General features: G+C 39.0%; 17 protein-coding genes. 6 read left to right on the top strand and 11 right to left on the bottom strand.

Annotation, left to right across the window (positions count from 1 at the left end; genetic code table 11):
- Nucleotides 1-36: 36 nt before the first annotated feature.
- Nucleotides 37-1,077, bottom strand: coding sequence for a zinc-binding alcohol dehydrogenase family protein (locus tag H3T55_RS04105; protein ID WP_225533460.1), 1,041 nt, complete (start codon nt 1,075-1,077; stop codon nt 37-39).
- Nucleotides 1,078-1,304: 227 nt separating this feature from the next.
- Between H3T55_RS04105 and H3T55_RS04100 the strand changes: the two genes are divergently transcribed.
- The 4 genes from H3T55_RS04100 to H3T55_RS04085 all read left to right on the top strand — a co-directional run bounded on the left by H3T55_RS04100 (nt 1,305) and on the right by H3T55_RS04085 (nt 6,662).
- Nucleotides 1,305-2,249, top strand: a complete 945-nt coding sequence (locus H3T55_RS04100) for an AAA family ATPase (protein ID WP_225533459.1) — start codon at nt 1,305-1,307, stop codon at nt 2,247-2,249.
- Nucleotides 2,249-3,325 carry a DUF58 domain-containing protein gene (locus H3T55_RS04095; protein WP_225533458.1) on the top strand — a complete coding sequence of 359 codons (1,077 nt, stop codon included), beginning with the start codon at nt 2,249-2,251 and terminating at the stop codon, nt 3,323-3,325. Before H3T55_RS04100 ends, H3T55_RS04095 begins: the two co-directional genes overlap by 1 nt.
- Nucleotides 3,315-5,474 carry a DUF4129 domain-containing transglutaminase family protein gene (locus H3T55_RS04090; protein WP_225533457.1) on the top strand — a complete coding sequence of 720 codons (2,160 nt, stop codon included), beginning with the start codon at nt 3,315-3,317 and terminating at the stop codon, nt 5,472-5,474. Before H3T55_RS04095 ends, H3T55_RS04090 begins: the two co-directional genes overlap by 11 nt.
- Before the next feature lie 81 nt (nt 5,475-5,555).
- A complete protein-coding gene (locus H3T55_RS04085; protein ID WP_225533456.1) occupies nt 5,556-6,662 on the top strand; it encodes an NAD(P)/FAD-dependent oxidoreductase in 1,107 nt (368 codons plus the stop codon).
- 50 nt (nt 6,663-6,712) lie between these two features.
- On the opposite strand, the gene H3T55_RS04080 is transcribed toward H3T55_RS04085, so the two are convergent.
- A complete protein-coding gene (locus H3T55_RS04080) occupies nt 6,713-7,111 on the bottom strand; it encodes a YbgA family protein (RefSeq protein WP_225533455.1) in 399 nt (132 codons plus the stop codon).
- Between the two features lie 196 nt (nt 7,112-7,307).
- Between H3T55_RS04080 and H3T55_RS04075 the strand changes: the two genes are divergently transcribed.
- Nucleotides 7,308-8,777 (top strand): peptide MFS transporter, encoded by a 1,470-nt coding sequence (locus tag H3T55_RS04075; protein ID WP_225533454.1) that lies wholly within the window; start codon nt 7,308-7,310, stop codon nt 8,775-8,777.
- Nucleotides 8,778-8,948: 171 nt separating this feature from the next.
- Here H3T55_RS04075 and H3T55_RS04070 read toward each other — a convergent pair whose 3' ends face one another.
- From H3T55_RS04070 to H3T55_RS04030, 9 genes are all read right to left on the bottom strand, one after another.
- A complete protein-coding gene (locus H3T55_RS04070) occupies nt 8,949-10,112 on the bottom strand; it encodes a cation:proton antiporter (protein ID WP_225533453.1) in 1,164 nt (387 codons plus the stop codon).
- A 175-nt stretch (nt 10,113-10,287) separates the two neighbouring features.
- A complete protein-coding gene (efp, locus tag H3T55_RS04065) occupies nt 10,288-10,851 on the bottom strand; it encodes an elongation factor P (protein ID WP_225533452.1) in 564 nt (187 codons plus the stop codon).
- A gap of 469 nt (nt 10,852-11,320) precedes the next feature.
- The gene (locus H3T55_RS04060) at nt 11,321-11,872 is read right to left on the bottom strand and encodes a hypothetical protein (RefSeq protein WP_225533451.1); all 552 of its coding nucleotides are present in this window, start codon (nt 11,870-11,872) and stop codon (nt 11,321-11,323) included.
- 304 nt (nt 11,873-12,176) lie between these two features.
- Nucleotides 12,177-12,635, bottom strand: a complete 459-nt coding sequence (locus H3T55_RS04055) for a nucleoside deaminase (RefSeq protein WP_225533450.1) — start codon at nt 12,633-12,635, stop codon at nt 12,177-12,179.
- 17 nt (nt 12,636-12,652) lie between these two features.
- Nucleotides 12,653-14,092 carry a cytosine permease gene (locus tag H3T55_RS04050; RefSeq protein ID WP_225533449.1) on the bottom strand — a complete coding sequence of 480 codons (1,440 nt, stop codon included), beginning with the start codon at nt 14,090-14,092 and terminating at the stop codon, nt 12,653-12,655.
- Between the two features lie 24 nt (nt 14,093-14,116).
- Nucleotides 14,117-15,256: an ankyrin repeat domain-containing protein gene (locus tag H3T55_RS04045; protein ID WP_225533448.1), complete on the bottom strand. Its 1,140-nt coding sequence runs from the start codon at nt 15,254-15,256 to the stop codon at nt 14,117-14,119.
- Between the two features lie 20 nt (nt 15,257-15,276).
- Nucleotides 15,277-16,701: a DUF1116 domain-containing protein gene (locus tag H3T55_RS04040; protein WP_225533447.1), complete on the bottom strand. Its 1,425-nt coding sequence runs from the start codon at nt 16,699-16,701 to the stop codon at nt 15,277-15,279.
- A gap of 2 nt (nt 16,702-16,703) precedes the next feature.
- Nucleotides 16,704-18,251, bottom strand: coding sequence for an acyl-CoA synthetase FdrA (fdrA, locus tag H3T55_RS04035; protein ID WP_225533446.1), 1,548 nt, complete (start codon nt 18,249-18,251; stop codon nt 16,704-16,706).
- A 429-nt stretch (nt 18,252-18,680) separates the two neighbouring features.
- On the bottom strand, nt 18,681-19,613 hold the full coding sequence (locus H3T55_RS04030; protein WP_225533445.1) for a DUF2877 domain-containing protein: 933 nt from the start codon (nt 19,611-19,613) through the stop codon (nt 18,681-18,683).
- Between the two features lie 168 nt (nt 19,614-19,781).
- Between H3T55_RS04030 and H3T55_RS04025 the strand changes: the two genes are divergently transcribed.
- On the top strand, nt 19,782-21,458 hold the full coding sequence (locus H3T55_RS04025) for a PucR family transcriptional regulator (RefSeq protein ID WP_225533444.1): 1,677 nt from the start codon (nt 19,782-19,784) through the stop codon (nt 21,456-21,458).
- The last annotated feature ends 47 nt before the right edge of the window (nt 21,459-21,505 follow it).

Below are 21,505 nucleotides of genomic sequence, written 5' to 3'. Positions count from 1 at the left end.
CTCTCCTTTTTTATGTGCTCTTACATTTATTTTCTTTTAATTCCCATTAAATGCTCCGCTGATCACTATTTTTCCTTGAGTATGCCCCGATTCCACTTCAGCTGTTGCTTTTCTTAGATTGTCTGCGTTGATCCCAGTATCATAGTTTTGCCAAAGTGTCGTTGTCAGCTTCCCTTGATCGATCAACTCTGCGATCTTAGCTAGAATCTTTCCCTGACTTTCAATCTGGTAATCGTTATCTGTTTTTGCAAACATGTATTCCCAGTCGAAGCTGATCGATTTATTTTTTAATTGTTTGATATCTACCGATCCTTCGAATTCAACAATCGTTCCGAGATGCCCAAATGGAGTAATTAGTTCTGTCAACAGTTCAAAATAGGGCTTAACATCAAAGAGGACAGCTGCATAATCGATCGTTTCGATTCCAAGCTTGTTTAACTCTACTTTAAGATCCTCATGATAATTTAAAGGATGATCCACTCCGTGGTCTTTTAACCAATCAAATTTCGCCTGACTTGCTGTTGCATAGACTGTCATACCAGACCATTTTGCCAACTGAGTCAAAATCGATCCTACACCGCCTGCCCCATTGATCACTAGAATCGTTTTCCCTTGATTGCCATTTTCTTTTGGGAGCAGCCCAAATTTTTCAAAGAGTAATTCATAGGCTGTTAATGAAGTCAAAGGTAAAGCCGCAGCCGCGGCATCACTCAATGAAGCTGGTGCTGATGCTGCGATTCGCTCATCTACACGTTGGTATTCCTGATTGCTGCCTGCTCGTTTCGTCGTGCCTGCATAAAACACTCGATCACCAACTTTAAATGCTGTCACTTCACTACCAATATCCACAACCTCTCCAATAGCATCGAAGCCTAATATAGTTAGCTGCTCTGTCTTTTTACTCTTTTGCCGTAATTTCGTATCCACTGGGTTTACAGAAACTGCTTTAACCTGTACTAGAAGATCATGTGGTTCAAGAGACTGGATCGGTATCTCACTATCGACAAAGCTATCCGCAGCCTCGATCGAAAGCCCCTCAAAAAAACCCACTGCTTTCATCAGATCATTCTCTTTCATCTTGTGTCTCCTCCCTTTAGTCCATTCTGTTCTCTTTCAGTATGAACCTATTCACACCGAATTTATACACATCTGCTCATTTCCCTCACAAAAAAAGATACAAACGCTTTCTTAAGAAATTCTTAGGGTGGCTTGAACTGACATAACGTTAACTATACAATAAAAGAAATCTATTATAACTACAAAGAATACCTCATGGATTTTTAATAAAGGAGGAAAAAGACGGCATGCTTGAATCCGCTCATAAAAAAATAACCTTACTGATCAACGAAATGGAAAAAGTCATCTTAGGCAAACGAGATGTTCTTCAATTGACTGTTACAGCATTTTTAGCTGGCGGTCATGTTTTACTAGAAGACGTTCCTGGTGTCGGCAAAACAATGATGGTCAAAACGTTGGCAAAAGCTACTCACGGACACTTTAAAAGAGTCCAGTTCACACCCGATCTATTGCCTAATGATATCTTAGGCGTCTCTATTTACAATACAGTGTCTCAAACCTTTGAGTTTCATAAAGGTCCTATTTTTACTACGGTCTTATTGGCTGATGAAATCAATCGAACTACACCGAAAACACAGGCCGCTCTATTAGAAGCGATGTCTGAAAATCATGTAACGATCGATAATCATACGCATACTCTAGATGAGCATTTTTTTGTGTTGGCCACACAAAATCCTTTGGAATACGAAGGAACTTATCCATTACCAGAAGCTCAATTAGATCGTTTTTTATTTAAACTCCATGTGGGGTATCCTGAATTTCCAGACGAATTAAAGTTATTGATGCACCCCACCGGAAATGATTTAGATCAGATTCAGCAAGTCATGGATACTGCTGATATCACTCAATTAAAAAAAATAGTCGACGACGTTTATGTCGATCCTCAAATCGCACGATACGCATTACAGCTTGTCCATAGTACCAGAAACCACGATGGGATCGCACTTGGCGTTAGTCCGCGAGGTGCATTGGCATTTATTCGTGCGGCGAAAGCATTTGCTTTAACAGAAGGACGGAGCTATGTTACACCTAACGATCTACAACAAATTTTACCAGCAACATTTGGGCATCGTATACTGCTGAAAGGCGGTCAGACACCTTCTGCGGATTACTTGGAGGAATTACTGATGCAAGTTGTCCGTCGTGTTCCTGTGCCAGTTAGGAAATCCTAATGAAGCATAACAGATTCACGAAATTCACAAAGATCATCAGCATTTTGCTTTTCTCATTTGCGATTTTTTTATATGTAGTGACCTTCAATAATTCGACGGGTTGGTGGCTTTTTTTCTTTTTGATTTTTTTACTCTTGTTTGATTTGCTAACATTGCTTCCATCTTTAAAGAAAATCGAGCTTCGTCTTACAGGAACGACTGTTTTTACAATGTCTGAACAAAACACGATCACAGGCGAACTTTTTCGCTATCGTCCAGTCTTAGTTCCACTCTTCTTTCTAGAATTATTTCCGGTTCTAAAAGGCCGCATTGAGCGACAACGATTCTATCTCTATTCTGGACAAAAAAAGGAGTTATCTTTTCGCTGGACACCTATGCAAAGAGGCTTTGATCAGCAATTGTCTTTTATTTTGATCAGCTCTGACTGGCTTGGGCTTTTCACAAAACAAATCACCATCGATATAGCGGGGCCTTTGATCGTTCAGCCGTTGTTTCAAAAAGAGGCCGCCGAACAGTTATCTGAGCAATTGCTCATGATCCAGCCTAATTTTGCTGTGACTTTTGGTACACAAACGTTTATGATCCGAAATTTTCGTCCTTATCAGACAGGTGATCCACTGCATTCGATCGACTGGAAGCAAACGGGGAAGCGCAACGAACTGATCATCAAAGAATATGAACATGAATTAGATGTAGACACTTACTTTTTATTTTACGGCATCGCTCATCAGCAATTCGAAGAAATTCTTTCACTCTATTATTCGTTGATCCAGATACTCAACAATAAACAAGCTTTTGAGCAAGTAATTCTAGCAAATACTCCTGCTGAAGCACCACAAGCTTATCTCATGAGCTCCATTGAGCCGTTATCAGAAGAACCTGATTTACCTGCTTTTAAAAATAAAAAATTGGTAGTTTTTAGTCCTACATCAACTACTCGCTTAGACCAGCAGTTAAAAAACTGGGATCGGACTAACGAAACTTTTTTAGTTACTTTTGAGGGTGACAACTTACACTTGATTTGGCAAGATCAGATCATTCCAATTAATAAAGGGGGCGATTTTATTGCAAAGTAGAATCAAAGAAAAGTGGCTTTTTGCGCTCTTAAGCTTTTTAATGCTTACAACAACTGCGCTCCCTTTTTTGAAAGTCTATCATCTAAACCAAACACAGACACCTTTTCTGATCAGCATGATTGCAGTGATTTGTATGATTACTTTGATCATCAAAAGGCTATTAATAAAAATACCCTTGTATTTTATTTGCTATTTCTTTACCTTGTATCGTTATTTCCCTTTGGACGAGCTGTTCGGTTTCAAATGGTTACTCCATTTTTTTGAACGCTTTGATCAAACCTATCTGAAAATGTTGTCAGGAGAATTCAATTACTTACCTGATATCGTAGCATTGGTATTGATTTTATTTTTGCTGGTTCTTTTAGCGATTTTACTCATTCATTATGAGCGCTGGGTACTAAGTTATTTGCTATTGACTGGCTATTTATTGATGCTGGCTGCTTTCAATCGATTAAACTTAGGCATTCATGTCATCATCACAACAAGCGCTGCCGTTTTATACTATAGCACAAAGCAGTCCTTTAAAGATCGATCAAAAAAAAGAACAACCTTTATCCTTCTGAGTAGTCTGTTATTGGGTCTGACCGCTATCAGCGCTTATACGTTTCCGATCATTTTTCCAAAATCTAAAACGATTCTTTTCACGCAAACAACAGGTATTCGAACTTTTTTGAATCGGCAAGGAGTTTATCAGAAGATCGAACAATATGGATTGAACGCTGCTTCAACAACGGGATTTAGCGATGATGATACTCAGCTTGGTGGTCCAATGTCTGATGATCGAACAATACTTTTTACAGCAGAACAATCGACAAAGCACTATTGGCGAGTAGAGACGAAAAATAATTACACGGGTAAAGGCTGGAACAATCTTGCCCAAACAACACCTTCTCCCTCGGGACAACCATTGATCATCTCTTCAAATCCTGAGTATCAAGGTACTTTCAATAAGCCTGAGACGATCACCTTATCGTTCGATACAGCCAAAGACTACCTCCCTTACCCATACGGCAAGAGTTCAATCGCTTTCGAGGAAATCGGGCAAACAGAGCAAATCGAACAAAAAAATCGTTTTGTGCTCTCAGAGCAGCCAGCGAGTATTCATTTAACTTGGGAAGAAATAGATTTTTCAGTCGAGCATTTACAGCAAGCAGCTTTCTCCGATACTCTGGATTTACAAACAACACAACTGCCTGTTAGGCTGCCGGAACGAATAAAAACATTGGCTCTTTCCTTAACAGAAGATCAAGAAACATTATATGGAAAAGTGAAAGCAATCGAAGATTACTTAAAAACAAATGGCGGTTATCGCTACTCTAAAGTGGATGCTTCCTATACACCAGAAGATAAGGATTATGTGGATACCTTTCTTTTTGAATCAAAAGTCGGCTATTGCGATAATTTTTCCAGTGCGATGACTATTTTACTTCGCTCGATCGATATTCCCAGTCGCTGGGCAAAAGGGTTTAGTGCTGGTGAATTGACGACAAACACTGCAGGAAAAAAAGCTGTTTATACGATCAGAAACAGCGATGCGCATTCATGGCCGGAGGTTTATTTTGAAGGCTACGGTTGGGTCCCATTTGAACCTACTCCCGGATTTACCAATAATGTTCGTTCAACGACACTCACAGAAAATTCAACCCTTCCTGTTGAATCTAGCAGTGTTGAAACGGACGCCACACCTTTAAGTAGTAATGAAGAAAATCGGACTACTGAAAACAGCGCAACAACTGCTACAGCAGTAGAAAAAAATAAAAAAAATGCTGGCATCTCGCCCTCTCTACTAAAGAAGAGCTTGGTCGGTCTCGTCTTGATCATTCTTTTTATTACAGGTTATTTTTTGAGGAAGTATTTTTTTGTTCTTTCTTTCAGAATCTATCTTGCTGTTTATCCAAAACAATTTACCGGCGCCTATCTGAAGTTATTAAAAAAAGCAGAACAGCTTGTACCTCGATCAGAAAATGAAGCCTTGATTCATTTCGCTGAACGATTAGAAAATAATTATCCTCAATGCCATGGAAGCTTCTATCGATTAACAGAACTCTATGAAAAAGAGCTGTACGGCGGACGTGAGGCGATAAAATCGGATTATACAAGCCTTTTGCTTCATATGGCAAACTTGTTAGCGTCGTTTAAAAAGAGATAACCTCTTTCACTTATCTTGCATTTTAGCTGTATTTAGATAAAAATAGTAGATAGCCTATTCATGTTATGAAGGAGTTCTATTATGAAAAAATTAGCTATTGTGGGCGGCGGGATCATCGGTTTGACCCTTGCCAATTACCTTGATTTAACAAAGTATGATGTAACACTTTTTGATGATCCAACAGGCCAAGCAACGAGAGCCAGTGCAGGGATCATTTCTCCCTGGTTATCAAAACGGCGCAACAAAAAATGGTATCATTTAGCAAAAAACGGTGCTGCCTTTTATCCTAAATTGATTCAAGACTTTTCTTTACCTCTCTCGGTTTATCAACAATCTGGAACATTGATCCTACGTAAAGACGGAGAATTGGAGCCCTTAAGGATATTAGCAGAAGAACGCAAACAAGAGGCTCCCGAAATCGGTGAGATTCAATTACTGGACGCTGCAGAAGTCACTGCCAAATTGCCTTTGTTAAAGGCGCTTCCCGCTCTTTCGATTTCAGGCGGCGGCAAATTGGACGGAGCAAATTATTTAGCTATCATGCGGCAACATGCAGCACGCAAAAACATTACCTTACACACCGGCTCAGTCAAAATAGATCGTAAGAAAGAGCACTGGTTGATTGACAAAACAGATCAGCCAGAAGCTTTTGACGCAATTGCGATTTGCGCAGGTCCCGGCTTATCTGCTTTATTAGCCCCACTAGGTTATAAAGCAGATATTCGAGCACAGAAAGGACAATTACTGTCCTTTGAAACGCCGTATAAAGATAGCGGAAACTGGCCTGTTGCTATGTTGGATGGTGAGAGTGACTTGATTCCTTTTGAAAATGGAAAAATCTTGATCGGTGCAACACATGAAAATACCGCTGGCTTTGATTTGACACCAACAAAAGAAGCTTTCATTCAGCTAAAACAAAAATCAGTACCCTTTTTATCTTCTCCAACTTTTTTTGAAGAGCATGCTTCTTCTTATCGTGTTGGTACCAGAGCTTACACCTCAGATTTCGCGCCATTTTTCAATTGTCTGCCAGATGATCCGACTGCCGTCGTTGCCAGCGGTTTAGGTTCCTCCGGTTTGACAACAGGACCTTTTATAGGGTTTCTCTTGGCTCAGTATTTTAATAATGATGCACAGGATTGGTTGGATTATCAAAAACCGATCAGTACTTATATTTCAAAAGAATAGTAAAAAAGTGAGGATGGATATGTAACATTACATTTCATCCTCACTTTTTTCTACGGGAAAAATAGTTTTGAGTTCCGTAAATAAGGTTCATCATAGGTTAGAATCAACTCTTTCAAAAATAGCCAAAGCTGATCATTCTCTAAAGAAAAATCATCCAGCAATTTACTGTATGTCTTTCGTTCCTCAGCTGTCGCCAGTTTTTTAAAATAGCCCCAAACGTGCTGATAAGCATTCAATTTACTTCCTTTATCATCAGGCAGCGTCAGTGCATGCTGAAGGTACGATTGAAACAAGGCTTCTTTTTCTTCATTCCACTCTTTTCCAGACACTAATTTTCGAATCGCATTATAATCATTTTGTGACTTTGATAGAATCAAATATTTTAAAGATGCCCACTCTTGTTGTTTTTTTGTCATTTCTTTCAACTGATCACGTTCTTTCTTTTGCATTAATTTAACTTATTCGCTATCTTTTAATCTATATTATGAAAATAAAATGATATAAAAACACTTTTTTTTTATAGCTTAATCATGAAAATCTATGAAAATTAAAAGAGTAACGGTTTACAATGCAGGATGGATAGTTTTCAGAAAATCTAACTTACATAAATTTTCTGAATATTAAAAAGAATTGAGGTTATTTTCTATGAATGAACAGCAGCTAGACAAATCTTTTCTAGGACAACCTAAAGGACTATCGACACTTTTCTTTACAGAGATGTGGGAAAGATTTAGTTATTATGGCATGCGGGCAATTTTACTCTACTATATTTATGATACAGTCGCAAACGGCGGGCTCGGCTTACCAAAAGAAATGGCCTTAGCGATCATGTCGATTTATGGCTCACTTGTATTTATGTCAAGTATCGTTGGCGGATGGATTTCTGACCGTGTATTAGGAGCCAGAAAAACAGTTTTCTTCGGCGGATTATTTATTATGGTCGGTCACATTGTATTAGCGACACCTTTTGGGGTTGCCGCATTATTTCTATCTATCCTTTTGATCGTGATCGGTACGGGGATGTTAAAACCAAATGTTTCCGGTATGGTCGGTCATCTTTACTCAACAACAGACACAAGACGAGATGCTGGTTTTTCTATTTTTTATATGGGCATCAATATCGGTGCGTTGATTGCACCATTTGTCGTTGGAACATTAGGTCAAACGTATAATTATCATATTGGTTTCTCTGTAGCAGCTTTCGGGATGTTCTTCGGTTTGCTGCAATATCACTTCCAAGGAAAAAAATCTTTATCGAACATCGGCTTAGCACCAACAAATCCGATGGATGCTGATGAACGTAAAAAATTCATGCGTTCTTTCCTGATTGCTGTAGTTGTAGCTGTTTTGATCTTCGGCGGCGCTTTTGTCTTAGGTCGTTTAACGATCGCTTTTTTCATCAATATCGTTAGTATCATCGGTATTTTGCTTCCAGCATATTACTTTATCAAAATGCTGACATCAAAAGATGTGACTGATGAGGAAAAACCACGTGTTTTAGGCTACATTCCACTATTTTTAGCGGGGATCGTTTTCTGGTCACTAGAAGAACAAGGCTCTTCTATCTTAGCTTTATTCGCTAACGAACGAACACATGATACATTATTTGGTTTTTCGATCGCTCCAAGCTGGTTCCAATCATTGAATCCTATTTTCGTTGTTGTTTTGACTCCTATTTTCGTCGCTTTGTGGACACGTTTAGGAAAAAGACAGCCTTCGACCGTAGTAAAATTCTCATTAGGCTTAGTCTTCGCGGGTCTTTCATTTGTACTATTGATGCTTCCCGGGCTATTATACGGAACAGAAGGGCGTGTCAGTCCCTTATGGTTATTCTTCAGCTTCTTTATTATGATCGTAGGAGAAATGTGTATTTCACCTGTAGGGCTATCGATCACGACAAAATTAGCGCCGAAAGCCTTCGAGTCACAAACCGTTGCTATTTGGCTTTTAGCTGATGCAGCCTCACAGGCAATCAATGCACAAATTGCACGCTTTTATACACCACAAACCGAGTCTGCTTATTTTGGGATCGTCGGAATTGTCGCTGTGATTGCAGGAGTCATCCTGATTCTTTGCAAAAATCCGATCAAAAAGTTGATGGGCTCTGTCCATTAAAACGAAAAGAGTCCGAACCAAAACTAAAACAGTTTTGGTTCGGACTCTAATTTTTGATAGATACTGTCAAAGTCAGATCCGTCAATATCGCAACAACCACACGACATGAACAGCGCACTAGCCGATTTTCATCCCAATTGCTCAAATCTAAACAGCCTTCATCTCATTTTTTTAAACGATCATTTGTTTATTTTGCTTCATGATCGTTGCTTTTAACAGCAACGGAGCGATGATCGTAGTGGCAATCACCACAATGATCACGGATGAATAATACTCTTCCGAAAGAAAGCTCGATGTTAAACCAACTTGGGCTATTATCAATGCCATCTCTCCTCTAGAAACCATCCCCGAACCAATGATCAATGTCGAAATTCCTTTAAAGCCAGTTACTCTTGCACCCAAAGCGCCACCTAATAATTTTGACAGTACAGCTGCAATGGTCAAAATAACGATAAATAAGAAATGTTTAGACATGCCGGCAAACGTCATATTCAACCCGATCGACACAAAAAACATCGGAATGAATACCGCATACCCAATCGTTTCCAGCTTTTCGTCTACCCGTTTACGATAATCTGTTTGGGCAATCGCAACTCCCGCAAAAAATGCACCGATGATCGCACCCATATCAAGCATTTCAGCAAAATAGGCAAACCCTAGACAAACAACTAATGAAATTGCTGATACGGCTTCGATCGCAACTAATTTTTCACTTAAATTCAACAACCAAGGAACTAGCCATTTACTTGCCGCGAAAATAACGATGAAAAAGAATACTTTCAATAGTAAGACTTCCCATAACGGCAAGCTACTATCAGGTGTTGAACGATTCATCAAGCTCAACATGATACCTAAAATCAAAACAACGACAATATCATCAACCACCGCTGCACCAAGGATCGTCGCACCTTCTTCTGTATCGATCTTTTTCAGATCCTTCAACACTTGAACTGAAATACTAACAGACGTCGCACTAAAAAGTACACCTAGAAAAATCGCATTTTGAACGGAAAACTGAAACAACTCTCCTACACCAAACCCCATTGCTGCTGGGAAAATAATACCCATCAACGCTACAGCTAAAGCAGGCCGCCAATATTTTTTTAAAAGCTCCAAATCACTTTCCAAGCCTGCAATAAACATCAAAATAATGACACCTATCTCAGAAAAGTAATGCATAAATTCATCCGGTTTGATCCATCCTAAAATAGCTGGTCCAATCAAAATACCGACCAACAATTCACCGATAACAGAAGGTATGCCGATTCGATTACAAAAATGACCAGCTAGTTTGGTGAATAATAACACCAAACACAAGGTTAATAAAAAGAACATAAGTTTCTCCCTTTCTACAAATAAACTTCCTTTTTTATTATAGCATGTTTACATCATTTCACCTTCTCGGCAAGATCACGAACATAAAAAAAAACCTGAAACATAACCTTACGTTATTTCCAGGCTTAAAAAATCAAATTAGAGGATGATCGTTTTTGATCCACTAAAATCAAATTTATTTAGACGCACGTTTCAAATACGTACCTTCTTGTGTGTTGATTTCTAATAATTCATCAGCTTCGATAAAATCAGGAACGTTGACTACTAAACCTGTTTCCATTACGGCTGGTTTACCAGAACCTGAAACAGTTGCACCTTTGATCGATGGTTGTGTTTCTTGCACACGTAGAACAACAGTTGTTGGCAATGTCACACCGATAACTTCTGTACCGTAGAATTGGATTTTTACTTCCATGTTTTCAAGAAGATATTTTAATTCATCTTCGATCACAGTTGTTGGGATTTCATATTGTTCATATGTTTCTAAATCCATAAAGTTCGCTGTGTCATCTTGGCTGTATAGGTATTGTACAGGTTTACTTTCGATAAAGGCTTTTTTGACTTTATCATCTGGACGCATCGTTGTATCTGTCGTTGCTCCTGTACGAACATCTTTTAGCTTCATACGCATAACGGTATTTCCTTTACCTGGTTTGTGGTGGCTAGCTTCCATTACACGGATCAATTTTCCGTCTTGTTCGAATGTCATACCTGCTTTAAGATCACTTACTGCTATCATTTTATAGTTCTCCTTCTTTTGTTAAGATTGACTATCTCTATTAAACTAGAGACTCGACTATACTCCTAGACTATTGTAGCAGATTCAACGCAGTTATTCTACTAGAATAGGCAGTTCTGCTATCAGAAAATACTTTGGGTATTTAGTATAAGTAAATTTTTTTATAGAATCAACTTTCGCTATCGCTTGTATTTTTTCTAAAATAATTGAGACTTTTTGAATCCATGAAAACCCTAAGCCATTGCTTCAACATCGATATCGTGATCAGATGTGCGTACTAGTAAAGGGACTATGTTTGTTGGAAATATTTCTCCAATCTTGATCTCCTGGTTCTTTGCTTTTATTTTCCTGATAATCTCCTCGATCTCTTTAGAGTCTGTTGGACCTAACAAAAACCTTCCTGTCTGCAGAATAACTTATCCTGATTCTACAAGCAGGAGGGGCGATTTGTTAAAAAATTACCTTTTATTTACTTGAATTTATTTACTTCAGTTATAAATTCGTCGATTATTTCTTCAAATATATCTTTTTCAATATACGCAACGCCTTCTTTGTATACAAACTCAGCTCCATACTGAGAGTATGTGTCCATAGCATCCCACGAAATCTCTAACCATTTGCCATCTTCACTATAAAAGTTAGCAGGAAGTAAAAAGCCACCACCTCTAGCAGATTGCCAAGAATGTTTAAATAACCAATCAGCTATATTTTCTAATGCATCAAATTCTTCATCTTCTAAAGTAAAAATGAAGTCAGCAGCTCTATAAAATCTGTCTTTTTCAGCAATGGTATTGCCTTTTATCGGAAGCGGAAACGGAGGAGGAGTTGTATCAAAGAACATACTTTTACTTTCTTCAAACCATTCTGCTAATTCAATGATACTTCCCTTAAATGGATATATAGTTTCATTTTGGCTAAACCTAGTAATCCTCTTATCATTTATAATGAGATCGAATTCTCCATAACCATCTTCTTGAATATTAAACTCGAAAGCAAATCTCTCTGCATCTCCAACAATCATATTATTACTCCTATTCTTATTGTTTTATTAATTTTCTGTATTGGGCATTCGTTATCAATCCATCTTTTTGCATAGCTCGGAGTACATCTGCTGGAACGTCTCTCTGCACATTTTTCACTACATCTATTGATCCCCATAATTTTCTCCTTTTTATTAGTCACCAATAGTTTAACACAAAAAGAGGGGTATTTTTTTCATTAATAACAGGATTACATTTTAAATATAGAAAAAATCTGCCTATTTTCTCATTCAACACAAAAGAGCCGATCGTCTCTTAGCAACCAGCTCTTTCAAATGACCATATTTATTCTGATTTTTTAGAAATTTGATCAAAAGTTTGCCACAATTCATCACATTCAGGACAGCTGCCTGTATGGATCATTGAAAGCGGTGTTTGATCTGATCCATCTAAATAATGTCGTAAATGCATATCTGAAAAACCATGTTTTGCAGCATCTTCTCTTGTATTTGAATAGTAGACTGTTTTGATTCCCGCCCACATGATCGCACCTACACACATAGGGCAAGGTTCACAGGTTGCGTAGATTTCACAATCAGATAAATCCATCGTATCCAGCTTTTTACAAGCTTCCCGCACAGCAATCATTTCAGCGTGTGCAGATGGGTCTGTATCTTTCATCATCGTATTACTGACTGACACGATCACTTCTCCATTTCGAACTAATGTAGCACCAAACGGCCCACCATATTTCTTTTCCATCCCTGAAACAGTAGCTTCTGCTGCCAGCTTCATAAAATCCATCATTTTCTCCTCCAATACTAATTCGTTTGTTTCATGACTTTACTTAACACACTATAGACGACAAATGAAAAGATCAATCCTGAGAAGAAAGCAAAGTCATTGATTGTCTTTAAAAATGGAACCGATTGCAAAAAAGCGCCGGACATCGTTATGACAAAACTGATCCCTAAAGTCATCATCGCTTTCTTATTATATCCTGATTTGAACTCACCCATATCGCCGTCTTCTACATAGATATTCTCTAGATCGATCACTTGTTTATGCTCAATATAAAAGCTGGCGAGCATGATTCCTGCAATTGGACCAAACATAGAGCCGATGAAACTATAGAAATAGAATAACGTCGATGCATTTTCTACCAACTTCCAAGGTAAGATCATTGTACCAATAATCGCAGTCAATACACCAGCCTTTTTGACATCCAAAACTTTTGGAAACAATGATGACATCTGCAGCCCCGCTGGAAATAAATTCCCGAATACAACGAATGCTAACGCGCCCATATTCAGTGCTAGAATCAAAACGAAAACAGCAAACGTATTATTGATTTTATCAAAAGCATTTACGATATTGAAAATCGGTTCACCAAATGCGATTTGCGTTCCTGCGATCAGACCCACACATGTGATCGCAAATAATATATAAGACAAGATAAAGCCTAATGGTAAACCGATGATCATCGCTTTTGGCGTTTTTGCTTTTTGAGTAAAGTCACCGATATTTACGATCGGACCAGCCCAATTTGACACTAAAGCACTCACACAGGCAATAAATACGATCGGACTATTCGTCGCGTTAGCTGGTGTGTAAGCTAAGATCGGACCAAAACCACCGGCAATTTGAATCGTCCAAATCGCTGCTCCAACAATAAAGACATAGACGATTGGTGAAGACCAATTGCCAAATTTATCCAAAACTTTTGTTCCTCCTAAAAATAAAGCAACAGTTACACACCAAATGATCAGATAGCTCAGCATCGTTGGCGCCGGCATCCCTAAAATCGTCATCCCGCCACCAATATTCATATAATTAGGAATGATTCGACTGAACAAGACATCCAGCGATTGGGCACTTACCACACTTTGCGTGCCAAAGAAGACAACACCCGCAATCAAGCCTCTACATAAGGATGGGATGATCGCACCTTTTACGCCAAATACAGAACGCAGCAGCATAGGAAACGGCAATCCATATTTAGCAGAGGCAACACCATTCAACACATAAAATACGGAAACGATCACAGCAGATAACATTACGGCAGCTAAGACTTGCTTCGTATTTAATCCAAGTAGGAAAAATCCCGCGACTGTCATATAAGAAAGTATATTGTGAACGGCACCCATCCATAATGTGACATAATTAAAAATGCCCCAGTTTTTGTCGGCTCCTGTTTTTGGCAGTAATTCTGCAGAATAGGTAGGTGCAGTGTCGATCGTTTGTTTCTCTACTGATTCCATTGTCTTTTCCTCCAATACGTTTCTTTAGTTTTTTAGAAATTGAAGTGACTGTGCTTTGTGCTCTGAAAATAATGGGTTATCTGGGTTTAACTGAATGGCTTTGTCCATCGCTTCGATCGCTTCTTGATGGCGATTTAGACTGCGCAAGCTGTTTGCTTTGTGAAAATAAAAATCCACTCGATCTGGATAGTCTTTTAATAAATCATCCATCAATTCGACCGCTGCTTCATGACGTCCTAATTCTCTTAAAAAATTTGATTTGTGGTAGCGATAAAAGAATCCTTGATCCGTTTTGATTGCTTGATCGTATACTTTTAATGCTTGTTCTGTTTCTCCCATCATACGGAATGTATTGGCTAGATAAAAAGCAAATTCCGCCTCTTGCTGCCAGCCTTTTTTATAATATTCGGTCGCTTTCTGGTAATCTTTTGACCGTTGATGAGTGTACCCTAAATAGTAGAGAACATCTAAGTTCGTCTGATTTTGTTTTTCAAGTAAATCTAAAACTTGTATAACGGCATCTTCTCTTAAAAGACTGCGAACTCTTTGGAAAAACGGTGCTTCGACTTCTTTTTTTTCGAGAATCGCAATTAGTTGCTCGTTTCCTGACTCCCTTGCGTAGTCAAGGGCATTTTTTCCTGAATCATCTGTTTGGCTCACATCTGCCTGATGCTGAACTAACTCTCGAATAACATCGCGATATAAACGTCCACCATCTCCTAAAATCGTCGCTTCTAATAACGCTGACCAACTCAATCGATTGACATGATCGACTGGTACTCCTGCTGCTAGACAGAGCTGAACGGTTTTCAGATAACCTTTTTCACTAGAAGGAAGCAAGGCTGTCCCGCCAAAACGATTCACTGATGGTAAATCTGCTCCTGCTTGAAGCAATTCATAAACAATGTCATCAAACCCATTCGCTGCTGCACAAATGAACGGCGAAAGGCTGGTATGATCTTTTTGATTCACATCCGCATGGAAACGAAGTAATTCCTTTACTAGCGCTAGATTATTTTGCTGAACAGCCATCATCAAAGGTGATCGTCCTGCTTCATCCGTCATAGAGACATCTGCTCCTGCTTGAAGCAATTCATGCACACGTTCAATTTCAGCAGCGGAGATCGCTTCAAGTAAAGAACGGTCTGTTTTTACTACATCCATTTTGCTCACTCCTTTCGGTTTTATAGTTGTTCGCTAAACGCGATGATCGCTTTTTCAAATGCTTCCATTGGCGGATGTGTGATACCCGCACCGATCATTCCGATTCCTGCTTCTTTATGAGCAATTGCTGTATTGATGATCGGCAATGTGTTGGTTTGGATCACTTTTAGGCTGTCGATGCCGGAAGGAACGCCCATAAAATCAAGTGTTGGAATCGTAATGTTAGGATTTTCAGCGGTTGTGATTCCCTGCATCTCAACAGAAAAACGTAATGCATCTTCGATCGTTCCACCAACTAAGGCTACGATCGCTGGAGCTGCCGCCATCGCAAAGCCGCCGATACCATAAGTTTCTGTAATAGCACTATCGCCAATATCCAACCCAGCATCCTCTGGTTTATAGCCGGCAAACATCGGACCGATCACTTTTTGAGAAGGGCCTACAAACCATGGATTCCCTTCGATTCCACTAATATGAATCCCAAATTCTGTTCCATTTCGAGCCATCGTCGTTACTACTGTGCTGTAAGGAATACCGACAGCAGAATCCAAGGCAGCTTTACACATTGCCATCCACGTTGGTCCTGAGAAATAATCACTGCTGGCAACAAAATCGAACACTTCCTTCATTTCTTCGATCGTATGATCTGTTTGAATAATATAAGGCGTCAATGCTTGAATCAACAATGTTGTTCCAGCATTATTACGATTATGGCATTCATCGCCCATATGCAATGCTTGTGCCAGCATCAATTTCAAATCGATTCCTTCCTTACATAACTTCATCGCATCTCTTAAGATCGGACCAAATGTATCTCTCATCCAAATCAGACGTTCGATCACACTTTCATCATTGGCACCCATCCGTAAAATTTTAGACATTTGTTCACTTAAATTAGTGAACGCTAAATTTCCGTACGTTTTATTTTCAACAATATGCATGTACATAGAAGCAGAAGTCACGCCAGCCATCGAGCCTACACATTGGTGCTCATGACAAGGAGAAAAAATGATTTCACCAGAAGCTGCCACACATTCGGCATCGTCTAAATCTTTTGCTAAACCTTCAAAGACTAGCGCACCTTTGACCGCACCTTTCATCGGACCATTCATTTTTTCCCAAGTAATGGGCGGTCCAGCATGTAAAATCGTATTTTTCGTCATTCCTGGTACAACATTGATCGCTTGATCATACCCTATCAATGAAATTTGTGAAGAAATGATTCGATTCACAGCTTCTTCATTGGCTCTTTTGATTTTTTCGAGATTTTCAGGTGTTTCGATTTTTTCTAGCGCCGCCAAGATAGTGGCTTTTCCTTGACCAGGAGGTGCCCAATTTAGATAGTTAGCCTCTACGTGCTGCTCAGTCAACTCCTCTTGAAATGCTTCGATCCCTAAATCAATGATCACAGGCTCTTCTTGAAATAGCTCAGTAATTTTACTCATGGTCATTCTGCCCCTTTCACGACAAATTCTCTTGCCAACAATCCGGCATTTTGACTGCTGCTGGCATATGTTGCACCAATTGCTGTCAATTTTTCGACTTGTTCATTGATATCCTGTTTATCTAAATCTGTTCCCAGCACATAACCAATGATTTCTAAATGACGGCCTTCTGCTGCTGCTTTTTCTTTTGCTTCTTTCATATAAGGCACCATTACACCGACTGGATCAGCATGTGAGCCATATCCTAGAACAAAGTCCATCAAGATAACCCCAACTGCTGGATCGGCCGCTTCTTCGACAAAACGAGCGATTCGGTTGGATGGATCGATCATTGGATGCGGCTTGCCGTTTGTAAACTCATCTGCGCCAAAATCGATAAATGTATGGGCCTGACTAGGTTCACCAAAATGAAGCAGGTGCTCATCATCCGTTGCGATATTGCTGTAAACATCTGAAAATCGTTCTTTTGCGGTAAACATGGCTTCATCACAAAGGGTTCCGCCAGTAAATAAACCGCGAATGTAGCGTTGCTCTGGATTTAATTTTGCCCGAACCTCATCGATCAATGGGAAATTCAATGGATGAACATCTAGACTATTTTCATCGATCCCAGCAAGAGTGACCGCTCTTAATGCTGCAGCTTTAGACATTTTCTCAAAATAAATCCCTTCTTCATTCGGACGTGGCTCACTGCCAATAAACCAAATGACCACTGGCTTTGTTGATTGTCTAACTCGTGCCAAAATTTTTTCTTCGACTATTTTTGCAGGCGGCTTAGAAATCAATACGATCACCTTTGTATCTGGATCTGCCTCTAACGCATCGATCGCATCCAGCATCATTCGCCCACCGACTACCTCACTTAAATCTCGTCCACCGGTTCCGATCAATTGTGAAACACCTTCGCCAAACTCGTGGATGCGGACGCTGATTTCCTGACTTCCAGTGCCGGACGCCCCAACGATACCAATACTGCCCTTACGCACTTTATTCGCAAAGCAGAGTCCTACATTATTGATGATCGCTGTCCCACAATCAGGTCCCATCATCAGCAAGCCTTTTTCATGAGCTAAATCTTTCAATTGAATTTCTTCTTGCACACTTACGTTATCACTAAACATCATAACGTGTAGATCATTCGCCAATGCTTTTCTAGCTTCTCTAGCTGCATACTGACCATTGACTGAAATCACGGCTAAATTAGCTTCAGGTATCGCCTTTTTTGCTGTCTCAATCGTTGTATACTGCTCAGCAGATCGACTAGTACCTTTTTCCTTTTTCTCTGTCATCAACTGTTCGATTTCTTTGAACAGCTCTTCTGAATCCATTGAATTATCTGCTTCAACAGCAATCACCAAATCACTCGTCTGTGCCTGTTCAATCTCCGTTGTAAACAAACCAACATTTTTCATCACTTCTTTATTCATCTCTGTAGCCATTGCAATGATTGCCTGATCTACACCCGTCAATTGATTCGCTCTAGTAGACAAAGCCATCAACGAAACAGAATCAATATAGGTATTCGGTTGAATCTTGATACTGATTGACATAAAAATTCCTCCTTAATTTAAAAGCAGAACAGGTCGTTTAGCCTTGACTAGAAAATAGGAAAAATGAAATGTGGTGCTTTTTGCCACAATTCATTTTTATCTTTTTCCCGAAAGGCTGACCTGTGCAGCTGGATAACATTAAAAGCGGAACAGGCTCGTTCAACCTTGACTGGAAAATAGGAAAAATCGATTGAGGTGCTTTCTGCCTCACTCTATTTTTATCTTTTTCCCGAAAGGCTAGCCTGTGTAGCTAGATAACAATAGATGCGGAACAAATCGTTTAATCCTGTAGAAAATTAGGAAATTGACTTTGAGACGTTTTTTGTCTCATTGACGATTTATCTATTTTCCTAAGGATTGATTTGTACAGCTGGACATCACAAATATTCAATACTTTCTCACAAAAACCTGGCACTATTCATCATCAACTCAAATTCTTTCGTTGTGATTCTCAGCAAAATATCCCCCCGTCTCTCTCTGTTTTTCCAACGTAAACTCCACTCCAGCCAACATTCCTGAAAGGATATCTCCACCAGAAGTCGAGCCGATAGCTAAAACTTGCAGCATTTTTTCTTTGAGCAACGTTTCATCCTCACCATAAAATAATTCATTTAAGAAAACACCCAAGCGCTCGCGCGCCTCACCTTTGATTGCCCAATCAAGTGTAGAAAAACTAATGACATTCGTTCGCTTTTTCAACTCTTGACGACAATTGATCAGCCATTGTTTCAATGAATGATACGGATAATCGGTTGTGGTAAAAATAAGTGCCAGTCCAACTAAAAAGTCATCGCCTGAAGGTGTCAGTCCTGGTCCTAACCCAATTACTCGGTTTAATTGCGTCATTGCTTGAAACAGCTGTTTCTCTTTTAAATAGTTAAGCAGATGACCTGTTTCTTTCCAAAGCATCGTATGCATCATTTTTTCATAAGCTGTAGTTTGGGTATGATTCAATAAATAGCCGCCCTTACTATCGATTTGCCCTAACCACTGATCGACCTTTTGAATACGGCGCTCTAGCTCTTGGTAAGCCTTTTTTGAAGGAAAGAAAATTTCTGGGTATTTCCACTTCTCTACCTCGTCTATCTCTATCGCAGCAACATCCTCAATGATCAACTGGTCATGCTGTACAAAAACAGGTGTATTCAAAGGTATTTGTAGCTGGTCGTAAAAAAAATCAGCGACACGTATCGTATTTGGTGCATCATCCAATTCAGATGTGGCAATCGTATATAATGTACCAGAATCATCAATAATATTTATTGTCCGTGCAAATGTACTATGGATCGTTCCGGTCCATTGCTTTTTTTGAAGCTCTGATAGAAAGTATTGAGCAATAGAAAGACTTTTATACGTTCGCATCTTTTCCACCTCCTTGAATAACTCTTCTTTACATGATTAAATTTACACTAAGTAAGCCTTTTCAAAAACAGGCAAATCATCTGAATATCATCGCTTAAAGTTGTATACTTTAACTAAGTACCGTATAGTTAAACTAGTCATTCTTAGATAATGAAAGTAGGTGTCTTCGTGTTAACTGTCAAAAATTTCTTAGCATTACCTCAATTCAAGACATTCAATTTAGTTGCTGGAGAAAAAGGACTTGAAAATAAAATCACCGGTGTCAACATTTTAGACAATCCAGATGCTTCTGACTGGTTATCTGCTGGCGAACTCTTGATTACCTCTGGTTACTTTTTTAGTGAAAATATAGAGGCACAGCGTAGATTTATTCAGCGCTTCAAGGAAATCAACTGTTCGGCAATTTGCATTAAACCTCATATTTATTTAAAAGGGATCCCTGAATCAATGCGAGCGCTTGCTGATGAATTATCTTTGCCTCTTATTGAAATTCCTTATGGGATCGCGTTTTCAAAAATCATGAATATCGTCATGGCAGAAATTTCCGGACGCGTGAACGAATTAAATCAAGCTTCTCTGGATATTCACTCACAGTTTTTTGAAATTTCTTTGCATGGCGGAGGGATGAAAAAAATTGCTGCTGGACTGGCTCAAATGGTTCATAACCCAACCGTTTTGGTCGATATAGATTGGACTGTTATAGCTGTCAGCGATCAAAAAGTACCCATTATCAAAGAAACGCTTAGAAAAACAGGTGACAGCTTTAGCTTTCCTATCACGATCTTCTCCGATTTACCAACTAATTTTGAACGAATTCAAAAACCCTTTACACGGTCAACACTGTTTAACGAGACAGAATATGCTTGGGTGATCATGCCTGTCTATTTTGATACGATCCACTATGGATTTATTCTTGTTTGTCAAATTGATGAAGCACTGACCGATCTTGATTATGTTGCTTTAGAAAATGGGTCGATGGCTTTTGCATTAGAGCAAATGCGGCTATTTGAAATCGAACGGACAGAAAATAGAATTCGACGAGACTTTTTCGATCAGCTATTATCTGGTCAAATCAAAGATTTGGATACATTAGCAGCCTACGATTCAACGCTTGATCCAGCTTTAAACTACACTGTTTTGATCTTTTCGATCCAAACGATTGAGAATCAAGGAACCTCATTGATCCAGAAAAAGCAGACAGAAGATCGACTAATGAAAAGCGTGCTTTCTTCTCTTACCACTTATATAGCCAATCGTTTTCCAAACCTGCATGTTTTCAGCCGAAAAAATCAGCTTGTCATGCTTTTAGGAACAGAACCGATCCTTAGCACTGTCAAAACGTATAATGAAGTCTCTGATACAGCAGAAAGAATTCGAATATATTTGGAGCAACTGGGCAAAACAGAGCAAACCATTTTTTGTACTATCGGTTCAACTTTGCCGATTTTAGAACTTTCTCAAAGTTTTGAGGAAGCAAAAAAAGTCATCCACTTACTTGAGGATGACGAAAAAGAAGAGAAAATCTATTTTTTCAACGATTTCTATTTTGATTCTTTTTTAGTGGATTCTATTTCAAAAGAACAGGGAAAAAAATTCTATACCCATTATCTGCAGCCTTTATTAGCTTATGATCAAAAAAATAATACAAGCTTCACACCAACTCTAAAAGCTTATTTGGCTCATCATTTAAATATCGCAACGACTTCTAGAGCATTGTTTATTCATCGAAATACACTCTTATATCGAATCGATAAGATCAAAAGTCTTTTACCTGTCGATTTGGAGCAAGAAAAAAATACCTTTGCTTTACAGCTAGCTTTAAAATTATACGAGCTTCATCGCTGAAAAAAGGACTGAGACATAACTCTACGAGTTACGACTCAGTCCTTTTA

The sequence above is a fragment of the Enterococcus sp. S22(2020) genome, from assembly GCF_020295385.1.
Taxonomy (GTDB): Bacteria; Bacillota; Bacilli; order Lactobacillales; family Enterococcaceae; genus Enterococcus_L; species Enterococcus_L dunnyi.
The sequence above is the reverse complement of the archived record's forward strand: the minus strand, read 5'-3'. Positions and strand labels throughout refer to the sequence as shown.

Excerpts from the sequence above, each read along its gene's own strand:
- H3T55_RS04105 (WP_225533460.1), bottom strand. The coding sequence starts at position 1,077 with ATGAAAGAGAATGATCTGATGAAAGCAGTGGGTTTTTTTGAGGGGCTT.
- H3T55_RS04100 (WP_225533459.1), top strand. The coding sequence starts at position 1,305 with ATGCTTGAATCCGCTCATAAAAAAATAACCTTACTGATCAACGAAATG.
- H3T55_RS04095 (WP_225533458.1), top strand. The coding sequence starts at position 2,249 with ATGAAGCATAACAGATTCACGAAATTCACAAAGATCATCAGCATTTTG.
- H3T55_RS04085 (WP_225533456.1), top strand. The coding sequence starts at position 5,556 with ATGAAAAAATTAGCTATTGTGGGCGGCGGGATCATCGGTTTGACCCTT.
- H3T55_RS04080 (WP_225533455.1), bottom strand. The coding sequence starts at position 7,111 with ATGCAAAAGAAAGAACGTGATCAGTTGAAAGAAATGACAAAAAAACAA.
- H3T55_RS04075 (WP_225533454.1), top strand. The coding sequence starts at position 7,308 with ATGAATGAACAGCAGCTAGACAAATCTTTTCTAGGACAACCTAAAGGA.
- H3T55_RS04070 (WP_225533453.1), bottom strand. The coding sequence starts at position 10,112 with ATGTTCTTTTTATTAACCTTGTGTTTGGTGTTATTATTCACCAAACTA.
- efp (WP_225533452.1), bottom strand. The coding sequence starts at position 10,851 with ATGATAGCAGTAAGTGATCTTAAAGCAGGTATGACATTCGAACAAGAC.
- H3T55_RS04060 (WP_225533451.1), bottom strand. The coding sequence starts at position 11,872 with ATGATTGTTGGAGATGCAGAGAGATTTGCTTTCGAGTTTAATATTCAA.
- H3T55_RS04055 (WP_225533450.1), bottom strand. The coding sequence starts at position 12,635 with ATGGATTTTATGAAGCTGGCAGCAGAAGCTACTGTTTCAGGGATGGAA.
- H3T55_RS04050 (WP_225533449.1), bottom strand. The coding sequence starts at position 14,092 with ATGGAATCAGTAGAGAAACAAACGATCGACACTGCACCTACCTATTCT.
- H3T55_RS04045 (WP_225533448.1), bottom strand. The coding sequence starts at position 15,256 with ATGGATGTAGTAAAAACAGACCGTTCTTTACTTGAAGCGATCTCCGCT.
- H3T55_RS04040 (WP_225533447.1), bottom strand. The coding sequence starts at position 16,701 with ATGAGTAAAATTACTGAGCTATTTCAAGAAGAGCCTGTGATCATTGAT.
- fdrA (WP_225533446.1), bottom strand. The coding sequence starts at position 18,251 with ATGTCAATCAGTATCAAGATTCAACCGAATACCTATATTGATTCTGTT.
- H3T55_RS04030 (WP_225533445.1), bottom strand. The coding sequence starts at position 19,613 with ATGCGAACGTATAAAAGTCTTTCTATTGCTCAATACTTTCTATCAGAG.